Source organism: Bradyrhizobium sp. T-12 (assembly GCF_058314695.1).
On record NZ_CM177756.1, the window covers coordinates 6,446,433 to 6,465,055 of the forward strand.

The 18,623-nt window shown below is 64.4% G+C and carries 16 protein-coding genes; 8 read left to right on the forward strand and 8 right to left on the reverse strand.

Annotated features, from left to right (window positions below):
• The first annotated feature begins 17 nt into the window (after nt 1-17).
• The 5 genes from AC0WRY_RS30775 to AC0WRY_RS30795 are packed head-to-tail and all read left to right on the forward strand — an operon-like array spanning nt 18 to nt 5,483.
• Nucleotides 18-752 (forward strand): CpaD family pilus assembly protein, encoded by a 735-nt coding sequence (locus AC0WRY_RS30775; protein WP_194404471.1) that lies wholly within the window; start codon nt 18-20, stop codon nt 750-752.
• Nucleotides 749-2,017, forward strand: coding sequence for a CpaE/TadZ family protein (locus AC0WRY_RS30780; RefSeq protein WP_194404472.1), 1,269 nt, complete (start codon nt 749-751; stop codon nt 2,015-2,017). Before AC0WRY_RS30775 ends, AC0WRY_RS30780 begins: the two co-directional genes overlap by 4 nt.
• A 21-nt stretch (nt 2,018-2,038) precedes the next feature.
• Nucleotides 2,039-3,508 (forward strand): TadA family conjugal transfer-associated ATPase, encoded by a 1,470-nt coding sequence (locus tag AC0WRY_RS30785; protein WP_194404473.1) that lies wholly within the window; start codon nt 2,039-2,041, stop codon nt 3,506-3,508.
• 13 nt (nt 3,509-3,521) lie between these two features.
• Nucleotides 3,522-4,499 carry a type II secretion system F family protein gene (locus tag AC0WRY_RS30790; RefSeq protein ID WP_194404474.1) on the forward strand — a complete coding sequence of 326 codons (978 nt, stop codon included), beginning with the start codon at nt 3,522-3,524 and terminating at the stop codon, nt 4,497-4,499.
• Between the two features lie 9 nt (nt 4,500-4,508).
• Nucleotides 4,509-5,483, forward strand: a complete 975-nt coding sequence (locus AC0WRY_RS30795; protein WP_211415861.1) for a type II secretion system F family protein — start codon at nt 4,509-4,511, stop codon at nt 5,481-5,483.
• 61 nt (nt 5,484-5,544) lie between these two features.
• Here AC0WRY_RS30795 and AC0WRY_RS30800 read toward each other — a convergent pair whose 3' ends face one another.
• Nucleotides 5,545-6,360 (reverse strand): tetratricopeptide repeat protein, encoded by an 816-nt coding sequence (locus tag AC0WRY_RS30800; protein ID WP_491122240.1) that lies wholly within the window; start codon nt 6,358-6,360, stop codon nt 5,545-5,547.
• A gap of 177 nt (nt 6,361-6,537) precedes the next feature.
• Nucleotides 6,538-6,741 carry a hypothetical protein gene (locus AC0WRY_RS30805; protein ID WP_211415859.1) on the reverse strand — a complete coding sequence of 68 codons (204 nt, stop codon included), beginning with the start codon at nt 6,739-6,741 and terminating at the stop codon, nt 6,538-6,540.
• Nucleotides 6,742-6,940: 199 nt separating this feature from the next.
• Here AC0WRY_RS30805 and AC0WRY_RS30810 point away from each other — a divergent pair, with 199 nt between their 5' ends.
• Together AC0WRY_RS30810 and AC0WRY_RS30815 are read left to right on the forward strand one after the other, a co-directional pair.
• On the forward strand, nt 6,941-8,314 hold the full coding sequence (locus tag AC0WRY_RS30810; protein ID WP_491122241.1) for a leucyl aminopeptidase family protein: 1,374 nt from the start codon (nt 6,941-6,943) through the stop codon (nt 8,312-8,314).
• Nucleotides 8,307-9,161 carry a C40 family peptidase gene (locus tag AC0WRY_RS30815; protein WP_491122242.1) on the forward strand — a complete coding sequence of 285 codons (855 nt, stop codon included), beginning with the start codon at nt 8,307-8,309 and terminating at the stop codon, nt 9,159-9,161. Before AC0WRY_RS30810 ends, AC0WRY_RS30815 begins: the two co-directional genes overlap by 8 nt.
• A gap of 6 nt (nt 9,162-9,167) precedes the next feature.
• Here the strand turns inward: AC0WRY_RS30815 and AC0WRY_RS30820 are convergent, their stop codons facing one another.
• The 6 genes from AC0WRY_RS30820 to AC0WRY_RS30845 all read right to left on the reverse strand — a co-directional run bounded on the left by AC0WRY_RS30820 (nt 9,168) and on the right by AC0WRY_RS30845 (nt 17,661).
• The gene (locus tag AC0WRY_RS30820; RefSeq protein WP_491122243.1) at nt 9,168-10,805 is read right to left on the reverse strand and encodes an ABC transporter ATP-binding protein; all 1,638 of its coding nucleotides are present in this window, start codon (nt 10,803-10,805) and stop codon (nt 9,168-9,170) included.
• Nucleotides 10,806-10,809: 4 nt separating this feature from the next.
• A complete protein-coding gene (locus AC0WRY_RS30825) occupies nt 10,810-11,988 on the reverse strand; it encodes an ABC transporter permease (protein WP_491122244.1) in 1,179 nt (392 codons plus the stop codon).
• Entirely contained in the window at nt 11,988-13,097 is a 1,110-nt protein-coding gene (locus AC0WRY_RS30830) for a microcin C ABC transporter permease YejB (RefSeq protein WP_194404482.1), read from the reverse strand. Before AC0WRY_RS30830 ends, AC0WRY_RS30825 begins: the two co-directional genes overlap by 1 nt.
• A gap of 2 nt (nt 13,098-13,099) precedes the next feature.
• Complete coding sequence (locus tag AC0WRY_RS30835) at nt 13,100-14,986, reverse strand: extracellular solute-binding protein (RefSeq protein WP_491122245.1); 1,887 nt, start codon at nt 14,984-14,986, stop codon at nt 13,100-13,102.
• A 14-nt stretch (nt 14,987-15,000) separates the two neighbouring features.
• Entirely contained in the window at nt 15,001-16,896 is a 1,896-nt protein-coding gene (locus AC0WRY_RS30840; protein WP_194404484.1) for an extracellular solute-binding protein, read from the reverse strand.
• A 210-nt stretch (nt 16,897-17,106) separates the two neighbouring features.
• Nucleotides 17,107-17,661 (reverse strand): c-type cytochrome, encoded by a 555-nt coding sequence (locus AC0WRY_RS30845; RefSeq protein ID WP_194404485.1) that lies wholly within the window; start codon nt 17,659-17,661, stop codon nt 17,107-17,109.
• Nucleotides 17,662-17,880: 219 nt separating this feature from the next.
• Between AC0WRY_RS30845 and AC0WRY_RS30850 the strand changes: the two genes are divergently transcribed.
• Entirely contained in the window at nt 17,881-18,621 is a 741-nt protein-coding gene (locus AC0WRY_RS30850; protein WP_491122246.1) for a 3-deoxy-manno-octulosonate cytidylyltransferase, read from the forward strand.
• The last annotated feature ends 2 nt before the right edge of the window (nt 18,622-18,623 follow it).

Sequence of the window (18,623 nt, forward strand, 5' to 3'; positions counted from 1 at the left end):
CGAAACGGGGATTCACGATGATCACAAGACCACCCCAGCTTCGCAAACGCGCCATTCGCCTCGGCGGTGCGCTCGTCGGCATGGCGCTCGCACTCGGCGGCTGCCAACACGACGAGGTCGTTACCGCTTCCATTCCGGACGACTACAAGCAGCGCCATCCGATCGCGATCGAGGAGCAGAACCGCTCGATCGTCGTCTTCGTCGGCCATGCCCGGGGCGGCTTGACCGCTGCCCAGCGCGCCGACGTGATGGGCGTCGCATCGGCTTGGTTGCACGAGGGGACAGGCGCCATCCGCATCGACGTGCCGTCCGGCACGCCCAATGCGCGTCCGGTCGCGGACTCAATGCGCGAAATCCAGGCGATGCTGGCCGGGGCAGGCGTTCCGCCGCGGGGCATCAATGTTCGCCCCTACCAGCCCGACGACAAGCGCTTCCTGCCGCCGATCCGCCTCACCTATTCCAAGGTCGCCGCGATCGCGGGCCCCTGTGGCCTGTGGCCCGACGACATCGGCCCTTCGATCAAGAACAAGACCTGGTTCGAGAACAAGGACTACTACAATTACGGCTGCGCCTATCAGCGCAACCTCGCCGCGATGGTCGACAATCCGTCGGACCTCGAGCAGCCACGACCTGAAACGCCGTCCTACACGCCCCGGCGCATCACCGGCTTCGAGAAGTATCGCAAGGGAACGACGAGCGCGACCACCTATCCCGAGGCCGACAAGGCCAAACTCAGCGATACCGGCAAATGATCAGCTACGCTCGCCAGACACAAGAAGAGCAGCCGGACGCAGCGCTTCCGCCGGTCGAGGAGCATATTGCCCCAGCGCCCCGCGTCTCGGTCCAGGCCTTCTGCGAGACCGTGGAAACCGCTGCCGCGGTCCAGTCGGCCGGCGAGGATCGCCGTCTCGGCAAGGCCCACCTCAAGATCCAGATGGGCGGCATGGCGGCCGCGATCGAAGCCTACCGCTCGGCTCCCACCCCGAACGTGATCGTGCTCGAGAGCGACGGCCGCAACGACCTGCTGGGCGGGCTCGACCACCTCGCCACCGTCTGCGACGCCGGCACCCGCGTGGTCGTGATCGGCCGCATCAACGACGTCATGCTCTACCGCGAGCTGGTGCGCCGCGGCGTCAGCGACTATGTGCTAGCGCCGGTCGGCGCGATCGACGTCGTTCGCTCGATCTGCAACCTGTTCTCTGCGCCGGAAGCCAAGGCGGTCGGCCGCATCATCGCCGTGGTCGGCGCCAAGGGCGGCGTCGGGGCGTCCACGATCTCCCACAACGTCGCCTGGGCGATCGCACGCGACCTCGCAATGGACGCCGTCGTCGCCGATCTCGACCTCGCCTTCGGCACCGCCGGGCTCGACTACAACCAGGATCCGCCGCAGGGCATTGCCGACGCCGTGTTCTCGCCCGACCGGGTCGACACCGCCTTCATCGACCGCCTGCTGTCGAAATGCACCGACCATCTCAGCCTGCTGGCGGCGCCGGCGACGCTCGACCGGGTCTATGATTTCGGCACCGACGCCTTCGACTCCGTGTTCGACACGCTGCGCTCCACCATGCCCTGCATCGTGCTCGACATCCCGCACCAATGGTCGGGCTGGACCAAGCGCGCCTTGATCGGAGCGGACGACATCCTGATCGTGGCCGCCCCTGACCTCGCCAATCTGCGCAATACCAAGAACCTGTTCGATCTGCTGAAGGCGGCGCGCCCCAACGACCGGCCGCCGCTCTACTGCCTGAACCAGGTCGGCGTGCCGAAAAGGCCCGAAATCGCCGCCGCGGAGTTCGCCAAGGCGATCGAGAGCCAGCCGATCGTCTCGATCCCGTTCGAGCCGCAGATCTTCGGCTCGGCGGCCAACAACGGCCAGATGATCGCGGAGATCTCCGCCAACCACAAGTCGATCGAGATGTTCCTTCAGATCGCCCAGCGCCTGACCGGCCGCAGCGAAACCAAGAAGCAAAAGTCTTCCCTGCTTTCACCCCTGATTGACAAGTTGCGGGGAAAATAGACCCCCGCGTGGAGTTGTTAAGTGTTCGGTAAGCGTAGCGGAACAGACACCGACCTTCGGGCGCCCAAGCCCGGCGCCGTGTCGCTCGAGCCTGCCCAGGCTCCGGCGCCGACGGTGTCGCGCGCCCCGCCTCCGCCGGCCGTCGCCTCGCCGCCGCTTGCCCCGGTCAAGGCTCCGCCGCCTCCCCCCATGGAGAGCCGGCGTTCGGACAATTACTACGAGGTCAAGGCGACCATCTTCGGCGCGCTGATCGAGGCGATCGACCTCGCCCAGCTCGCCAAGCTGGACTCGGAATCCGCGCGCGAGGAAATCCGCGACATCGTCAACGAGATCATCGCGATCAAGAACATCGTGATGTCGATCGCCGAGCAGGAAGAGCTGCTCGACGACATCTGCAACGACGTCCTGGGTTACGGTCCGCTGGAGCCGCTGCTGTCGCGCGACGATATCGCCGACATCATGGTCAATGGCGCCAACACCGTCTACATCGAGGTCGCCGGCAAGATCCAGCGCACCGGCATTCGCTTCCGCGACAACCAGCAGCTCCTCAACATCTGTCAACGCATCGTCAGCCAGGTCGGCCGGCGCGTCGACGAATCCTCGCCGATCTGCGACGCGCGCCTCGCCGACGGCTCGCGCGTCAACGCCATCGTGCCGCCGCTGTCGATCGACGGCCCGACACTCACCATCCGCAAGTTCAAGAAGGACAAGCTGACGCTCGATCAGCTCGTCAAGTTCGGCGCGATCTCGCCGGAAGGCGCCGAGATCCTCCAGATCATCGGCCGCGTCCGCTGCAACGTGCTGATCTCCGGCGGCACCGGCTCCGGAAAGACCACGCTGCTGAACTGTCTGACCAATTACATCGAGCACGACGAGCGCGTCATCACCTGCGAGGACGCCGCGGAGCTCCAGCTCCAGCAGCCCCATGTGGTGCGGCTGGAAACCCGCCCGCCCAATATCGAGGGCGAGGGTCAGGTCACGATGCGCGAGCTGGTACGCAACTGCCTGCGTATGCGGCCCGAACGCATCATCGTCGGCGAAGTCCGCGGACCCGAGGCGTTCGACCTGCTGCAGGCCATGAACACCGGCCATGACGGCTCGATGGGCACGCTGCACGCCAACAACCCGCGCGAAGCCCTGTCGCGCTGCGAATCCATGATCACGATGGGAGGCTTCTCGCTTCCCTCGCGGACCATCCGCGAGATGATCTGCGCCTCGATCGACGTCATCGTCCAGGCCGCGCGCCTGCGCGACGGCTCGCGCCGCATCACCCACATCACCGAGGTGATGGGCATGGAAGGCGACACCATCATCACCCAGGACATCTTCCTCTACGACATGATCGGTGAGGACGCCAACGGCAAGATCATCGGCCGCCACCGCTCGACCGGTATCGGCCGCCCGAGGTTCTGGGAACGCGCCCGCTATTACGGCGAGGAGAAGCGCCTTGCCGCCGCGCTCGACGCCGCGGAAGTGGCGCCGACGACGTGAGCAGGTCAGCGCCATGAACATACAGGTCCTCGCCCTCGCATTTCTTGCCACCGCAGCGGTCGGCGGCATCGCATGGGTCTTCCTCTATCCGCTGCTCTCCGGGGAACGGAAGGCGGAAGGCCGGCGCGCCTCGATCGCGCGCGCAGATGCGCCCGCGGCCAAGCAGAGCGAAAAGAGCCAGCGATCGCGCCGCGAGCAAGTCGAGACGTCGCTGAAGGATCTTGAGGCACGGCGTCAGCAGGAAAAGAGCGTTCCGCTCAATATCCGCTTGTCCCAGGCCGGCCTGGATTGGACGCCGCAGAAATTCTGGATCGTGTCCGCCGTGTTGGCGGGCGTGCTGTTCGCGGGAGCCCTGTTCGTCGGCGGTGGCCTGCTCGGCGCCGCCGGCCTGGCCTTTGCCGGAGGTTTGGGCCTGCCGCGCTGGGCCCTCGGCTTCCTGAAGAAGCGCCGGGAAAACCAATTCCTGAAGGCACTCCCCGACGCGGTCGACGTCATCGTCCGCGGCATCAAGGCAGGCCTGCCGCTGTTCGAATCGATCAAGGTCGTCGCTGCGGATGCACCAGAGCCGCTGCGCAGCGAGTTCCTCGCCATCATCGAAACGCAGGCGATCGGTATGCCCTTGGGCGAGGCATGCTCTCGGCTCTATGAGCGCATGCCGCTGCCCGAAGCCAACTTCTTCGGCATCGTCATCTCGATCCAGCAGAAATCAGGCGGCAACCTCTCGGAGGCGCTGGGCAACCTCTCCAAGGTGCTGCGCGACCGCAAGAAGATGAAAGAGAAGATCCAGGCAATGTCGATGGAAGCCAAGGCCTCGGCCGGCATCATCGGTTCGTTGCCGCCGATCGTGATGTTCCTCGTCTACCTCACGACGCCGCACTACATCTCGCTGCTTTGGACTCATCCCACCGGCCAGCTGATGCTGGTCGGCTGCGTCGTCTGGATGTCGATCGGCATCATGGTGATGAAAAAGATGATCAATTTCGATTTTTGACGGTGCCGTATGGTCGAGTTCCTCGTTTCGAAGCTTCATGACGTCCGCTTCATGACCATGTTGCTGGCGGCCATTGCCGCCAGCGCCACCGTCTATACGCTGGTGATGCCGCTGTTCGCCGGCGAGGGACTCTCCAAGCGCATGAAGGCGGTCGCGAGTGAGCGTGAGCGCATCCGGCAGCGCGAGCGTGAGCGCCTTCACAAGAACGAAAAGGTCTCGCTGCGCCAGACGCCGAAGCAGCTCGTCTCCAAGGTCGTGGAAGACTTCAACCTCACCAAATGGCTCGCGCAAGAGGCGGCGCGGGACAAGCTCATCATGGCCGGCTACCGCGGCCAGGCGCCCTACATCACCTTCCTGTTTGCCCGCATGGTCGCTCCGATCGTGCTCTTCGTCGGCTCGGTCATCTACGTCTTCGTGATCGCGCACATGGATAAGCCGATGCCGATCAAGATCGGCATCTGCGTCGGCGCGGCCTATCTCGGCCTCCAGGCGCCGATGCTGTTCCTCAGGAATGCGATCTCCAAGCGCCAGCTCTCGATCAAGCGCGCCTTTCCCGATGCACTCGACCTGCTGCTGATCTGTATCGAATCCGGCATGTCGGTCGAAATGGCGTTCCGTAGGGTCGCCGTCGAAATCGTGGGCCAGTCGATTGCGCTGTCGGAAGAGTTCACGCTGACCACGGCCGAGCTGTCCTACCTGCAGGATCGCAAGGTCGCCTATGAGAATTTGGCGCGGCGCACCGGGCTCGAGGGCGTCAAGTCGGTCTGTCTCGCGCTTCAGCAGGCGGAACGCTACGGCACACCCCTGGGTCAATCCTTGCGTGTCATGGCACAGGAAAACCGCGACATGCGCATGAACGAAGCCGAGAAGAAGGCCGCCGCGCTACCGCCGAAGCTGACGGTGCCGATGATCCTGTTCTTCCTGCCAGTGCTGTTCGTGGTCATTCTCGGACCGACCGGCATCAAGATCACCGAGATGCAGTGAGACGCGCCACTGACCGCAGGCGGTCCGTGAGACGATCTCGGCAGTTGAAGATCGGATCAGATCAGTCGGGCTGGCTGAGCGAGGCGACCGGGGTCCGCTTCGGCGCGCCGCGATGGCCGTCGCTGCGGCTCAGCATTTCCTTGAGATAGGTGACGTTGGCCGCGGCCTGATCCGGCGGCAGATCCGCCTTCACGATGGTTTCGGCCTCGGCGAAGCGACCCTGGAGACCGACGACGAGGCCGAGATTCTGGCGCACGCGGCTGCTGGCGCGCGGCGAGGCGTAGGCCTGCCGCAGCACCTCTTCGGCCTTGGGCAGATCCTTCGACAGCATGTAGGACAGGCCGAGATTGGAAAGCACGCCCGGATCACCCGGCGCGATCTTGAGCGCGCTTGCATAATAGGAGCGCGCCTCATCGTGACGGCCCATCTGGTCCATCACGGTGCCCTGCACCGAGAGCAGGCGCCAGTCCGGATTGTCGGGCGAATGCGCTTTCGACAGCACGTCGTAGGCCTGCTGGAAATTGCCGTTGTCGGCGAGCGCGCGGCCGTATAGCGCGAGCAGCGCCTTGTTGCCGGGATTGGCGATGGTCGCCTGCTCGAGCACGGCGGCGGCCTGGGCGCGTTGACCGTTGGCACGCAAGGCCTGGCCATAGGCCAGCGCCGCTTCGGAGTCCTTGGGATTGGCGCGGTAGCGCTCGCCATAGACCTCGACGGCGCGCGCGGGATCGGTCGGAGCCGGCTCTGCCCGTGGTCCGCCGATCGAGCCCGTCACATCGGAGAGTTTCGACATGCCCGTGCAGCCGCCGAGGCCCATGGCCACCGCCGCGACCAGCGAAGTGGACGCAAGAAGCCGGGCAAGACTGAACCGTTGACGCATGACGCCTTGACTCTCGAGCCGATTGATCGAGCCGAACGCGCCAGCAATAGGCTGTTAACCCTAACGGCCGGTTAACGCCCCTTCCGGCCCCGCTCTCGCGGCGGCGTTTACGGCCGGGCTTCACTGCCGAGACCGAGCGACCTCGCCTGCCGTTCAGATCCCGCGGCAATTGCCGTCTCAATATTCGATGGCAAGGCGCTTGCGGATTTCGTCGATGCGCTTGTCGAGCGCATCGAACCGCGCGTGGACGGAGCGGTCGTGAAGATAGAAGACGTAGCCGCCGGCAAGGAGCGCGAAGATCCAGTGGTGGTGCTCGACATAGCCAAAAATCGCCTCGATGGCATGGCCGACAAATGTGACCACGCTCCACACAAATTCCATTGCATTTCCTCCCGGCGCGCGTGTCGTCGGTCGCCGGATCTCCATTCCTGGCGGCCATTGCCGGAACCTAGCATGGCCCCCTTGCCGCGAGTAGCGGCTCGCCAGACGGTGACTGCAAAGCCGATTGCAGCCACGGCGAAACTCTGCGAAGTCTCGTCCGTTCGCACGACCCGTTTGATTTGACGATCCGGACCCGCCAATGCCTTCTGTCTTCGAGACGTCGCCCACCGCCATCCCGATCATTTTCGTCACGAAATCGAGCTGGGATCAGGTCGCCGAGACGTTGCCGCCGGCGCAGCGCCAGTTCGCCACCGCGAGCGCCTTTACCGCCAAGCCGGGCGGCTATCTCGCGCTGCCCGCGCCCGACGGCACGATCGCGCAAGTGCTGTTCGGCCTCGAGGACGATTCGACAAGATCGCGTGACCTGTTCCGGCCCGGCGCCCTGCCCGGCCTGCTGCCGCCGGGCATTTATCGCTTCGCCAATGCAGCACACGATACGCGGCTGGCCGCGCTCGCTTTTGCGCTGGGGTGCTACCGCTTCGCGCGCTACCGCAAGGCTGACAGGCCCGACGTCCGGCTGGTGCCGCCCGAAGGTGTCGACGCGACTGAAATCGACCGGATGGCGGACGCGGCAATGCTGGCGCGCGACCTCATCAACACGCCGTCCAACGACATGGGGCCCGAGGAACTGGCCGCCGCCGCGCAGGACCTCGCCGCGGAATTCGGCGCGAGCTTCGGCTGCACCATCGGCGACGAGTTGGAGAAGCACTTCCCCCTGATCCACGCCGTCGGCATGGCATCGAGCCGCGCGCCGCGGCTGATCGACATCGGCTGGGGCGATCCTGCTCATCCCAAGGTCACGCTGGTCGGCAAGGGCGTCTGCTTCGACACCGGCGGGCTCGATCTGAAGCCGTCGAGCGGCATGCTGATCATGAAGAAGGACATGGGCGGCGCCGCCAACGTGCTGGCGCTGGCGCGCATGGTGATGGATGCGAAGCTGAAGGTGCGGCTGCGCGTGCTGATTCCGGCGGTCGAGAACGCGGTCGCCGGCAATGCCTTCCGTCCGCTTGATATCTTCACCTCGCGCAAGGGCATCACCGTCGAGATCGGCAACACCGACGCGGAAGGCCGCCTGGTGCTCGCCGACGCGCTGGCGCTGGCCGACGAGGAGAAGCCCGACCTGCTGATCGATTTGGGCACGCTGACCGGCGCGGCGCGTGTCGCGCTGGGACCGGATCTGCCGCCCTTTTACACCAATGACGAGACCCTTGCCGCCGACCTTTCGCGCTGCGCGGTGAAGGAGAACGATCCGTTGTGGCGCATGCCGCTGTGGGCGCCTTACGATAAATGGCTGGACTCCAAGACGGCCACCATCACGAACGCGCCATCGGGCGGCTTTGCCGGCTCGATCACCTGCGCACTGTTCTTGCAGCGCTTCGTCGAGCATGCCGACAGCTGGCTGCATGTCGACATCTATGGCTGGACACCGTCGGCGAAGCCCGCGCGTCCCGAAGGCGGCGAGTGCCAGGCCGCACGCGCCATCTACACCTTGCTGAGCGAGCGCTATGCATGATCCACAATACGATCCGCGGCTGACGCCGGCCCGGGGCGACCTCGCCGCGAAATATCTCGAAGGCAAGGTGGCGGCGGATCGCTTCGTCACCGGCGAGGAATGCGAGGTGATCGAGCCCGTCGCGCCGGTGCGCGAGCAGCCGTCGTCGAATGCGATGCTGATGACGGAGGCCCTGCGCGGCGAACGCGTCACCATCTACGACCGCAACGGCGAGGGCTGGGCCTGGGGCCAGCTCAATGGCGACGGCTATGTCGGCTGGCTGCCCGACGCGGCGCTCGCGAAGCCCACGGCGGGCCCGACCCACAAGGTCAGCGCCCTCAGGACGTTTGCCTTCCCCGGCCCCTCGATCAAGCTGCCGCCGGCCGACACGCTGGTCATGGGATCCAGGCTCGCCGTGGCGCGCGAGGATGGCAGCTTCGCCGTGACGTGCGACGGCAAATATCTGCCGAAGACGCATATTGCTCCGCTCGATCATCGCGAACCGGACTTCGTCGCGGTCGCCGATCGCTTCGTCGGCACGCCCTATCTCTGGGGCGGCAAGAGCAGTCTTGGCATCGATTGCTCCGGCCTCGTCCAGGTCTCGTTGACGGCAGCGGGGATCGGCTGCCCGCGCGACAGCGACATGCAACTGGCCGGTCTCGGTCGCGCACTGGAGCCGCATGAGCGAAGCCGCTTGCAGCGCGGCGATCTGATCTTCTGGAAGGGCCACGTCGCGATCGTCCGCGACGGCAGCACGATGGTTCATGCCAACGCGCATCACATGGCGACAATGATCGAGCCGATCGAGCCGGCCATTGCGCGGATCAGGCAGGCCGGCAGCGAGGTCGTCGCGATCAAGCGGCTCTGACGGGGCTTACGTCGCCACCGACCCGTTCCCGGCCGTCTCCAGCCGGAACGCCGCCGCGAACAACGCACGCGTGTAGTCCGTCTTCGGATTCTTGAACAGCTCGGCGGCCTGCCCCTCTTCCACGACCTTGCCGCCGCGCATCACGATCAAATGGCTCGCCAGCGAGGCGACGACGCGCAAATCGTGCGAGATGAACATGTAGGTGAGTTCGCGCTTGCGCTGCAGCTCGCGCAGCAGATCGACCATCTGCGCCTGGAACAGCATGTCGAGCGCGCTGGTCGGCTCGTCCAGCACGACGAAATCCGGCTCGAGCACCACCGCGCGTGCGATCGAGATGCGCTGGCGCTGGCCGCCGGAGAACTCGTGGGGATAGCGGTAGCGGGTGTCGGGCTTCAGCCCGACGTCTTCCAGCGCCTTGACGACACGCACCTCGCGCTCCTCGCGCGACAGATTTGGCTGATGAACGGTGAGACCTTCGGCGATGATGTCGGCGACCGACATGCGCGGCGAGAGTGAGCCGAATGGATCCTGGAACACGATCTGCATGTCGCGCCGGAAGGGGCGCATCTCCTTGAAGCGCAGGCCCTGGATGTCATTTCCCAGGAACACGATGCGCCCGTTCGAGGAGATCAAGCGCAACAGCGCCAGTCCCAGCGTAGTCTTGCCCGAGCCGGATTCGCCGACGACGCCGAGCGTCTCGCCCTTGCGCACCGCGATGCTGACGCCGTCGACCGCCTTGATGTGGCCGACCGTCTTGCGCATCAGGCCGCGCTTGATCGGAAACCAGACCTTCAAATCATCGGCCGACATCACCACCGGCGCATCCGGCTGCGGCGGCGCCGGATCCGGCTTCGGCTCCGCCGCGAGCAAATCGCGCGTATAGGGATGCTTCGGTGCCTTGAAGACCTGCTCGACCGGCCCCTGCTCGACGATCTCGCCGTTCTTCATGACACAGACGGTGTCGGCGATGCGGCGCACGATGCCGAGATCGTGGGTAATGAAGAGCAGGCTCATGCCGAGCCGCGAGCGGATCTCGGCGAGCAGCGCCAGGATCTGCGCCTGCACGGTGACGTCGAGCGCGGTGGTCGGCTCGTCCGCGATCAACAGATCCGGCTCGTTGGCTAGCGCCATCGCGATCATCACGCGCTGGCGCTGACCGCCGGACAGCTGGTGCGGATAGCTGTTCAGCCGCGTCTCGGGCTCGGGGATGCCGACTTGCGTCAACAGCTCCAGCGTCCGCTTTCGCGCCTGCACATTGCTGGTCGGATTGTGCAGCTGAATGATCTCGCCGATCTGCGCCTCGATCGTGTGCAGCGGATTGAGCGAGGTCATCGGCTCCTGGAAGATGATGGAGATGTCGCTGCCTCTGATCTCCCGCATCTCTGGCTCGGAGCGGTCGATCAGCTCCTGCCCCTTGAAGCGGATGCTGCCCGAGGGATGCGAAGCGTTCGGATAGGGCAGCAGCTTGAGGATCGAGAGTGCGCTGACCGACTTGCCGGAGCCGGACTCGCCGACCAGCGCCAGGCACTCGCCGCGCTTGATCTGGAACGAGACCTTGTCGACCGCAAGCGTGGTGGCGCCGCCCTGGTGGAAAGCCACCGAGAGGTCGTGAACGGCAAGCAGGGGCTGGTTGATCGCGTCCATGACCTTACCTGAACGTCTTGCGCGGATCGAAGGCGTCGCGCACGGCTTCGCCGATGAAGATCAGGAGCGACAGCATGATCGCGACCGAGAAGAAGCCGGAGAAGCCGAGCCAGGGGGCCTGCACATTGGACTTGGCCTGCGACAGCAATTCGCCGAGCGAGGGTGAGCCCGGCGGCAGGCCGAAGCCCAGGAAATCCAGCGCCGTCAGTGTCATCACCGAGCTCGACACGATGAAAGGCAGGAACGTCATGGTCGCCACCATCGCGTTCGGCAGCAGGTGGCGGAACATGATGACCGGGTTGGAGACGCCGAGCGCCCGCGCCGCCTGGATGTATTCGAAATTGCGTCCGCGCAGGAATTCGGCCCGCACGAGACCGACCAGCGAGACCCAGGAGAACAAGAGGAGGATACCGAGCAGCACGAAGAAGCCGGGCACCAGCACCGAGGACAGGATCAGCAGCAGATAGAGCGAAGGGATCGCCGTCCAGATCTCGATGAAACGCTGGAAGATCAGATCGACCCGACCGCCGAAATAGCCCTGCACCGCGCCTGCTGCGATGCCGATGACGGACGAGACGATGGTGAGGCAAAGGCCGAACAGCACCGAGATGCGGAAGCCATAGATCAGCCGCGCGACGACGTCGCGGCCCTGATCGTCGGTGCCCAGCCAGTTATATTCGAGGTCGCGGCAGCTCTTCAGGCCCTTCTTTTCCACGACCGGCTGGCACTGCTTTTCGGTCAGCATCCAGGTCGGCGGCGACGGCGCCGGCGTCGGCAGGTCGAGATTGTGGGTGTCGTAGGAATAGCGGATCAGCGGCCAGACGATGCTGCCGTTCTTGTCCTTGATCAGCTTCTGCAAGTAGGGGTCGCGATAGTCGGCCGCCGTCTCGAAATCACCGCCGAAGGTCGTTTCCGAATAGGTCACGAAAGCGGGCCAATAGAGATGACCGTCGAACTTGATCAGGAACGGTCGATCGTTGGCGATCAACTCGGCGAACAGCGAGACCACGAACAGGGTGATGAAGATCCAGAACGACCAGTAACCACGGCGATTGGCCTTGAAGTTCTGCCAGCGCCGCCGGTTGAGCGGCGAAGGCACGAAGGGCTTGCGCGTAATGGGAACGGCATCGCCGAGGGGCGACTTCGCTGTTGTTTCAATCGGCGTCGGCGCAGTGATCGTCATCAGACCTCCCGCGCCTCGAAATCGATCCGGGGGTCGATCCACATATAGGTCAGGTCGGAGACCAGATTGATCACGAGGCCGACCAGCGAAAAGATGTAGAGCGTGCCGAACACCACGGGATAGTCGCGGTTGAGCACGCTCTCGAAGCTGAGCAGCCCCAGCCCGTCCAGCGAGAAGATGGTCTCGATCAGAAGCGATCCCGAGAAGAAGGCGTGGATGAAGGTGCCGGGGAAGCCCGCGATCACGATCAGCATGGCGTTGCGGAAGACATGGCCGTAAAGCACCCGGCCCTCGCTACAGCCCTTGGCGCGCGCGGTCATGACGTATTGCTTGCGAATCTCGTCCAGGAACGAGTTCTTGGTCAGGAACGTCATGGTGGTGAACGCACCAAGCCCCATGGCGATCAGCGGCAGCGTCAGATGCCAGAAATAGTCGATGATCTTCCAGTACCAGGGAAACTGCGACCAGCCGTCCGAGGTCAGTCCGCGCAGCGGAAACCAGTTGAAGAAAGAGCCGCCGGCAAACAGGATGATCAGGAGGATCGCGAACAGAAAGCCGGGAATGGCATAGCCCAGCACGAGAATGGTCGACGTCCAGGTGTCGAAGCGCGTGCCGTCTTTCACCGCCTTGCGGATGCCGAGCGGGATCGAGATCAGATAGGTGATCAGCGTCAGCCAGATGCCGAGCGAGATCGAGACCGGCAGCTTCTCCTTGATGAGCTGGAGCACGCTGACGTCGCGGAAATAGCTCTTGCCGAAATCGAAGCGCGCGAAATTCCACACCATCAGCGCGAAACGTTCCGGCGCGGGCTTGTCGAAGCCGAACTGTGCCTCGAGCTTCTTGATGAAATCAGGGTCGAGACCCTGCGCGCCGCGGTACTTCGAGTTGATGGCATCGCCGCCGGCACCGACCTGCCCCGGCGCACGCTGCGCAAAATCGCTGCCGCCCGAAATGCGCGAAGTGCCGCCGGTGTCGGCGCCGGAGAGTTGCGCGATCACGCGCTCGACCGGGCCGCCCGGCGCGAACTGCACGACGATAAAGGACACGAAGAGGATTCCGAGCAGCGTCGGGATCATCAGGAGGATGCGGCGGGCGATATAGGCGCTCATGATTATTTCGCCTGCTCGAGCTTGGCGGCCTTGGCGGGTTCATGCCACCAGATGTCGGGCGCGCCCACGCCATTGGCGTAACGCGGCAGCTTTGGCGGATGGCCGAATTGGTCCCAATAAGCCAGCCGGTGCGTCTTGTTGTACCATTGCGGCACCCAATAGCGGCCGGCGCGGAACAAGCGATCGAAGGCGCGGCAGGCCACGGTCAAGTCCTCGCGGCTATCGGCCGCCATGATCTTCTCGATCATGGCATCGATCGCCGGGCTAGCGACTCCAGCGAGATTGTAAGAGCCCTTGGTGTTCGCGACCTGCGAGGAGAAGAACGCGCGCATGGCATCGCCAGGGGTCGCCGACATGCTGAAGCGCTGGATCGTCATGTCGAAGTCGAAATCTTCCACGCGTGCGCGATATTGCACGGCATCGACGAGACGGAGGCTCGCTTCGATGCCGAGCGTCGCCAAATTCTTGATATAGGGCGCGTGATGCGGCTGCAGCGAAGGCTCCTCTGCCAGGAATTCAATCTTGAACACCTCCCCGCTCGGCAGCATGCGCTTGCCATCCTTGATCGGATAGCCGGCTTCGTTGAGCAGCTGCTGCGACTTGCGCAGGAGAGCGCGATCCTGTCCCGAGCCGTCGGAAACCGGCGGCGCGAAGGGCGCGGCGAACACCTCGTCCGGAACCTGGCCGCGGAATGGCTCCAGCAGCTTCAGCTCTTCCGGGGACGGAGGCCCGCTGCTCGCCATGAGATCGGAGTTCTGGAACGGCGACACCGTACGGGCATAAGCGCCGTACATGATGGTCTTGTTGGTCCATTCGAAGTCGAAAGCATCGACCAGGGCCTCGCGCACGCGCGGGTCCCTGAATTTTTCACGTCGCGTGTTGATGAACCAGCCCTGCGCGCCCGACGGCGTCTCGTCGGGCACGACTTCCATCTTGACGCGCCCCTCCTTGACGGCGGCGAAATCATAGCGCGTCGCCCAGATGCGTGACGTGAACTCCTCGCGGTAGAGATAGTTCTTGCCGGTGAAGCCTTCGAAGGCGACGTCGCGATCGCGATAGAATTCATAGCGCACGACGTCGAAATTATAGGTGCCGCGGCAGGGCGGCAGATCGGCAGCCCACCAATCCTTCACCCGCTCATACTCGATGTAGCGATTGACCTCGAACCTGCCGACTTTGTACGGACCCGAACCGAGCGGGATCTCGAGCGACGATTCGTCGAACGGGCGAGAGGCGTAGTACGCCTTCGAGAAGATCGGCAGGCTCGCGGCATAGAGCGGCACGTCGCGCGCCCGCCCCTTGGCAAAGGTGACGACCAGCGTCGCGTCGTCGACCGCTTCCGCGCTGACCATATCGCGCAGCTGCACGAGGATCAGGGGATGTCCCTTGGTCTTCAGCGCCGTCAGCGAAAACGCCGCATCATGCGCGGTGAGCTTCGTGCCGTCATGGAATTTCGCCTCTGGCCGCATCGTGAAGCGGTAGACCAGCCTGTCCGGCGAGATCTGCACGGATTTGGCGGCAAGCCCGTACATCGCGTCGGGCTCGTCATTCGCGCGCACCATCAGGGGCGCGAAGGTCATGTCCATGCCTTGCGCGCCGTCGCCCTTGAGGATGAAGGCGTTGAGCGAATTGAAGGTCTGGTAGGACTGGTTATAGGCGCGCACCGACGGGATCAGCGAGAACGTGCCGCCCTTTGGCGCATTCAAATTGACGTAGTCGAAATGGTGGAAGTCGGCGGGGTATTTGAGATCGCCGAAGGCCGAGAGGCCGTGCGCCTCAATCCCGGCTTCCGATGCATGCGCGCCACGGATCGACCGCGCCCCCAGCGACACCCCGAGGGCGCCGCCGACACCAATGGTCAGCACATGGCGGCGTGACATCTGCGTCATGCGGGAAATATCCTTCACGACTTCTTTGCGATCCGCGCCGCCTTGTCTGCGTCGTACCACCAGATGAACGGGAAGCCGGACTGACCATATTTGGGCAATTCCGCCGGCCGGCCGAAGCGGTCCCAGCGCGCGGTGCGCACCTTCGGATAATTCCACTGCGGCACGACGTAGTGATTCCACAGCAGCACGCGGTCCAGCGCCTTGGTTGCCGCGACGAGATCGTCGCGATCACTGGCATAGATGACCCGCTCGATCAGCTTGTCGATCGCGGGATTCTTGATGCCGGCAATGTTGCGGGAGCCGGCGATGTCGGCCGTCTTGGACGACCAGAACTCGCGCTGCTCGTTGCCCGGCGACTGCGACTCGCCCCACGAATTGGTGACGATGTCGAAATCCCACTCGCGCGTCCGGTTCTCGTACTGGGTCGGGTCAACCGTCCGCACGCTGACGGCAATTCCGAGCCGCTCCAGGGACGGCTTGTAGAACAGCGTGATCCGCTCGAAGCTCGGATCCGAATTCAGCAATTCGAGGGTGAACTGGGCGCCGGTCTTGACGTCGACCAGCTTGCGGTCGCGCACCTCGTAGCCGGCCTCCTTGAACAGGCGCAGCGCCTCGCGCAGATTGTCGCGCACGGCTTCCGGACTGCCGCCGACCGGATTGGTATAGGCGGTGGTGAAGACTTCAGGCGGGACCTGGGCGCGGACGGTTTCGAGTATCTCGAGCTCCTTGCCCTGCGGCAGGCCGGTTGCCATGAGCTCGTCGATGCCGTCGAAATAGCTGCTGATGCGCTTGTACTGGCCGAAGAAGATCTGCTTGTTCATCTCCTCGAAGTCGAACGCGTAGTTGAGCGCGCGACGCACGCGCGGGTCGCTGAACTTGCCGCGGCGCAGATTCGGCACGAAGGCCTGCATCACGCCCGAGCTGCGATTGGCAAATTCCTCGAGGATCACGCGCTTTTCGCTGACGGCCGGGAAGTCGTAGGCGGTCGCCCAGTTCTTCGCGCTGTTCTCGGTGCGCCAGTCGACCTGGTCGGCCTTGAAAGCCTCGATCGCCACGGTGGCGTCGCGGAAATATTCGTAGCGCAGCTCGTCGAAATTGTTGCGGCCGACATTGGCAGGCAAATCGCGGCCCCAATAATCCTTGACCCGCTCCAGCGCGATCGAGCGTCCCGCAACGAAGTCCTTGATCTTGTAGGGGCCGGAGCCGAGCGGCACTTCGAGCGTGGTGGCGGACACATCGCGCTTGCGGCCCTGGGCGTCGGTCCCCTCCCACCAATGCTTCGGCAGGACCGTGAGCTGGCCCACGATCTGCGGCAGTTCGCGGTTGCCCGGCGCGTCGAACACGAACTTCACCTCGCGCTCGCCGATCTTCTCGGCCCGGACTACATGGCTGTAATAGGCCGAGTACATCGGGTGGTGCTTCTTGAAGGAATCGAGCGAGAAGATCACGTCATCCGGGGTGACCGGCTTGCCGTCGTGCCACTTGGCTTGCGGCCGCAAGCGGTAGGTGACGAAGGAGAAATCATCGGGATGGCTGACGGCCTCGGCCAGCGCGCCGTATTCGGTCGAGACCTCGTCGAGCGAGGCCGTCGTGAGGGATTCGTAGATGAATGCGACGGCACCGGCGATCTGCCCCTTCACACCCGACACGACGATGTTGAAATTGTCGAAGGTGCCGACGGCGATCTGGCGGGCGATTCCGCCCTTGGGCGCTTCCGGATTGACGTAGTCGAAGCGCTTGAAATCTGCGGGGTACTTGACCTTCCCGAACAGGGACAGCGCGTGGCGCCAGGGCAGCTCGGATGATTGCGCATGCGCCGAGCCGACGGGAACGCCCGCCACGGAACCGAGGACGGGAAGCGCTGCGGCCGCAGTGCCGGTGAGCAGGAGATCGCGTCGGGTAATGGCCAAATCAACATCCCTGTCTTGAAGGAGGCTACTCCTTTAAGTTCCCAATATAGGCGAGGTTTCGACCGAACATGTTGCTTTTTCCTCATCTTGGAAGGCCGGTCGCCCGCTAGATGCGACCAAACGCCCCGATAAATTCACCGGGAGGCCCCGATACGGAAACGGCCAGGCTTTTCAGCCTGGCCGCTTCTTCCAAGACAGGTTCTTGAGGCCTTACTTCGACGCGGTCGGCAGCGGCTGAGGATGCTCCGACAGCGAATTCAGATAGGCAATGACGTCGGCGCGCTCGGAATCCTTCTGAATACCGGCGAAGCCCATCGCGGTGCCCGGGATGAAGCCCTTCGGATTTGCGATGAACTTGTTGAGGTCGTCGAAGGTCCAGGTGCCGCCCTTGGCCTTCATTGCAGCCGAGAAGTTGAAGCCGTTGCGGCCCTCGCCCCTGGCCTCGCCGACCACGCCATAGAGGTTCGGACCGACGCGATTCGGCCCGCCCTTCTCGAAGGTGTGGCAGGCGCCGCACTTCTTGGCAGCGGCGGCACCCTTTTCGACCGAGGCGGTCTGGAGCAGCTTTTCGATCGGCTCGGAGGCGGCAGCGGCGGCGCCGCCTTCCTTGCCATGGCCGGCATCTTCCTTCACGGCGATTTCAAAGCCCGGCTTTTCCGGCATCTTGGGCGAGAACAGCGCATTCGCAGTGAAGCTCGTCACCAGCAGAAGGAGACAGGTGCCGAGCACGGCACCAAGAATCTTATTGAGTTCGAAAGAGTCCATTTCCGGCCAGGCCCCACACCGCAAGAAGAATCGGGCGGCCGGGCGGCCGCCAGGACGAGCCTCGGGAGAATCAATCGTTCCCTATCGTTTCCCCGAGTTTTGCCATTGAGATATCGGTTTGCCCGGGGTCTGGCAACCCGTATAAGCGACCCGGCTGGCAACCCATCCCCACTCCATTTCCCGGCGCGGAAAACGCCCTGTTTCCAGGCTCTTGTCCCGATGATCGATCCTCGCATTCTGGTGCTGATCCCGGCCCGCATGGCCGCCACCCGCCTGCCCGGCAAGCCGCTCGCCGATATCGCGGGCCTGCCGATGATCGTGCACGTGCTGCGCCGCGCCGAGGCCGCTGCCATCGGCCGGGTCGCCGTCGCAACCGACGCGCCGGAGATCGCCTCCGTCGTCACCGCTCATGGCGGCGAGGCCGTGATGACGCGCGCCGACCACCCCTCCGGTTCGGACCGCATCCACGAGGCCATGCAGAAGCTCGACCCCGAGGGCAAGGCCGAGATCGTGATCAACCTGCAGGGCGATTTCCCGACCATCACGCCGCAGACCATCCGCGAGGTGCTGCCGCCCTTTTCCGAACCCGCGGTCGACATCGTGACGCTGGCCTCGCAGATCCACACCGAGGAGGAGGACCTCGCCCCGAGCGTCGTGAAAGCCATCGGCTCGCCGATCGGGCCGCGGCGGTTGCGGGCACTTTATTTCACGCGCGCCACCGCGCCTTACGGCAACGGACCGCGTTACCACCATATCGGCCTCTATGCTTACCGCCGTGCGGCACTGGAGCGGTTCGTGGCGCTGCCGCCTTCGCCGCTCGAGCGCCAGGAAAGCCTGGAGCAGCTCCGCGCGGTTGAAGCCGGCATGCGCATCGACATCATGATCGTCGACAGCGTGCCCCGCGGCGTCGACACGCCGCCCGATCTCGAAACCGCGCGCAGCATCCTTTCCAAATCCTGAGC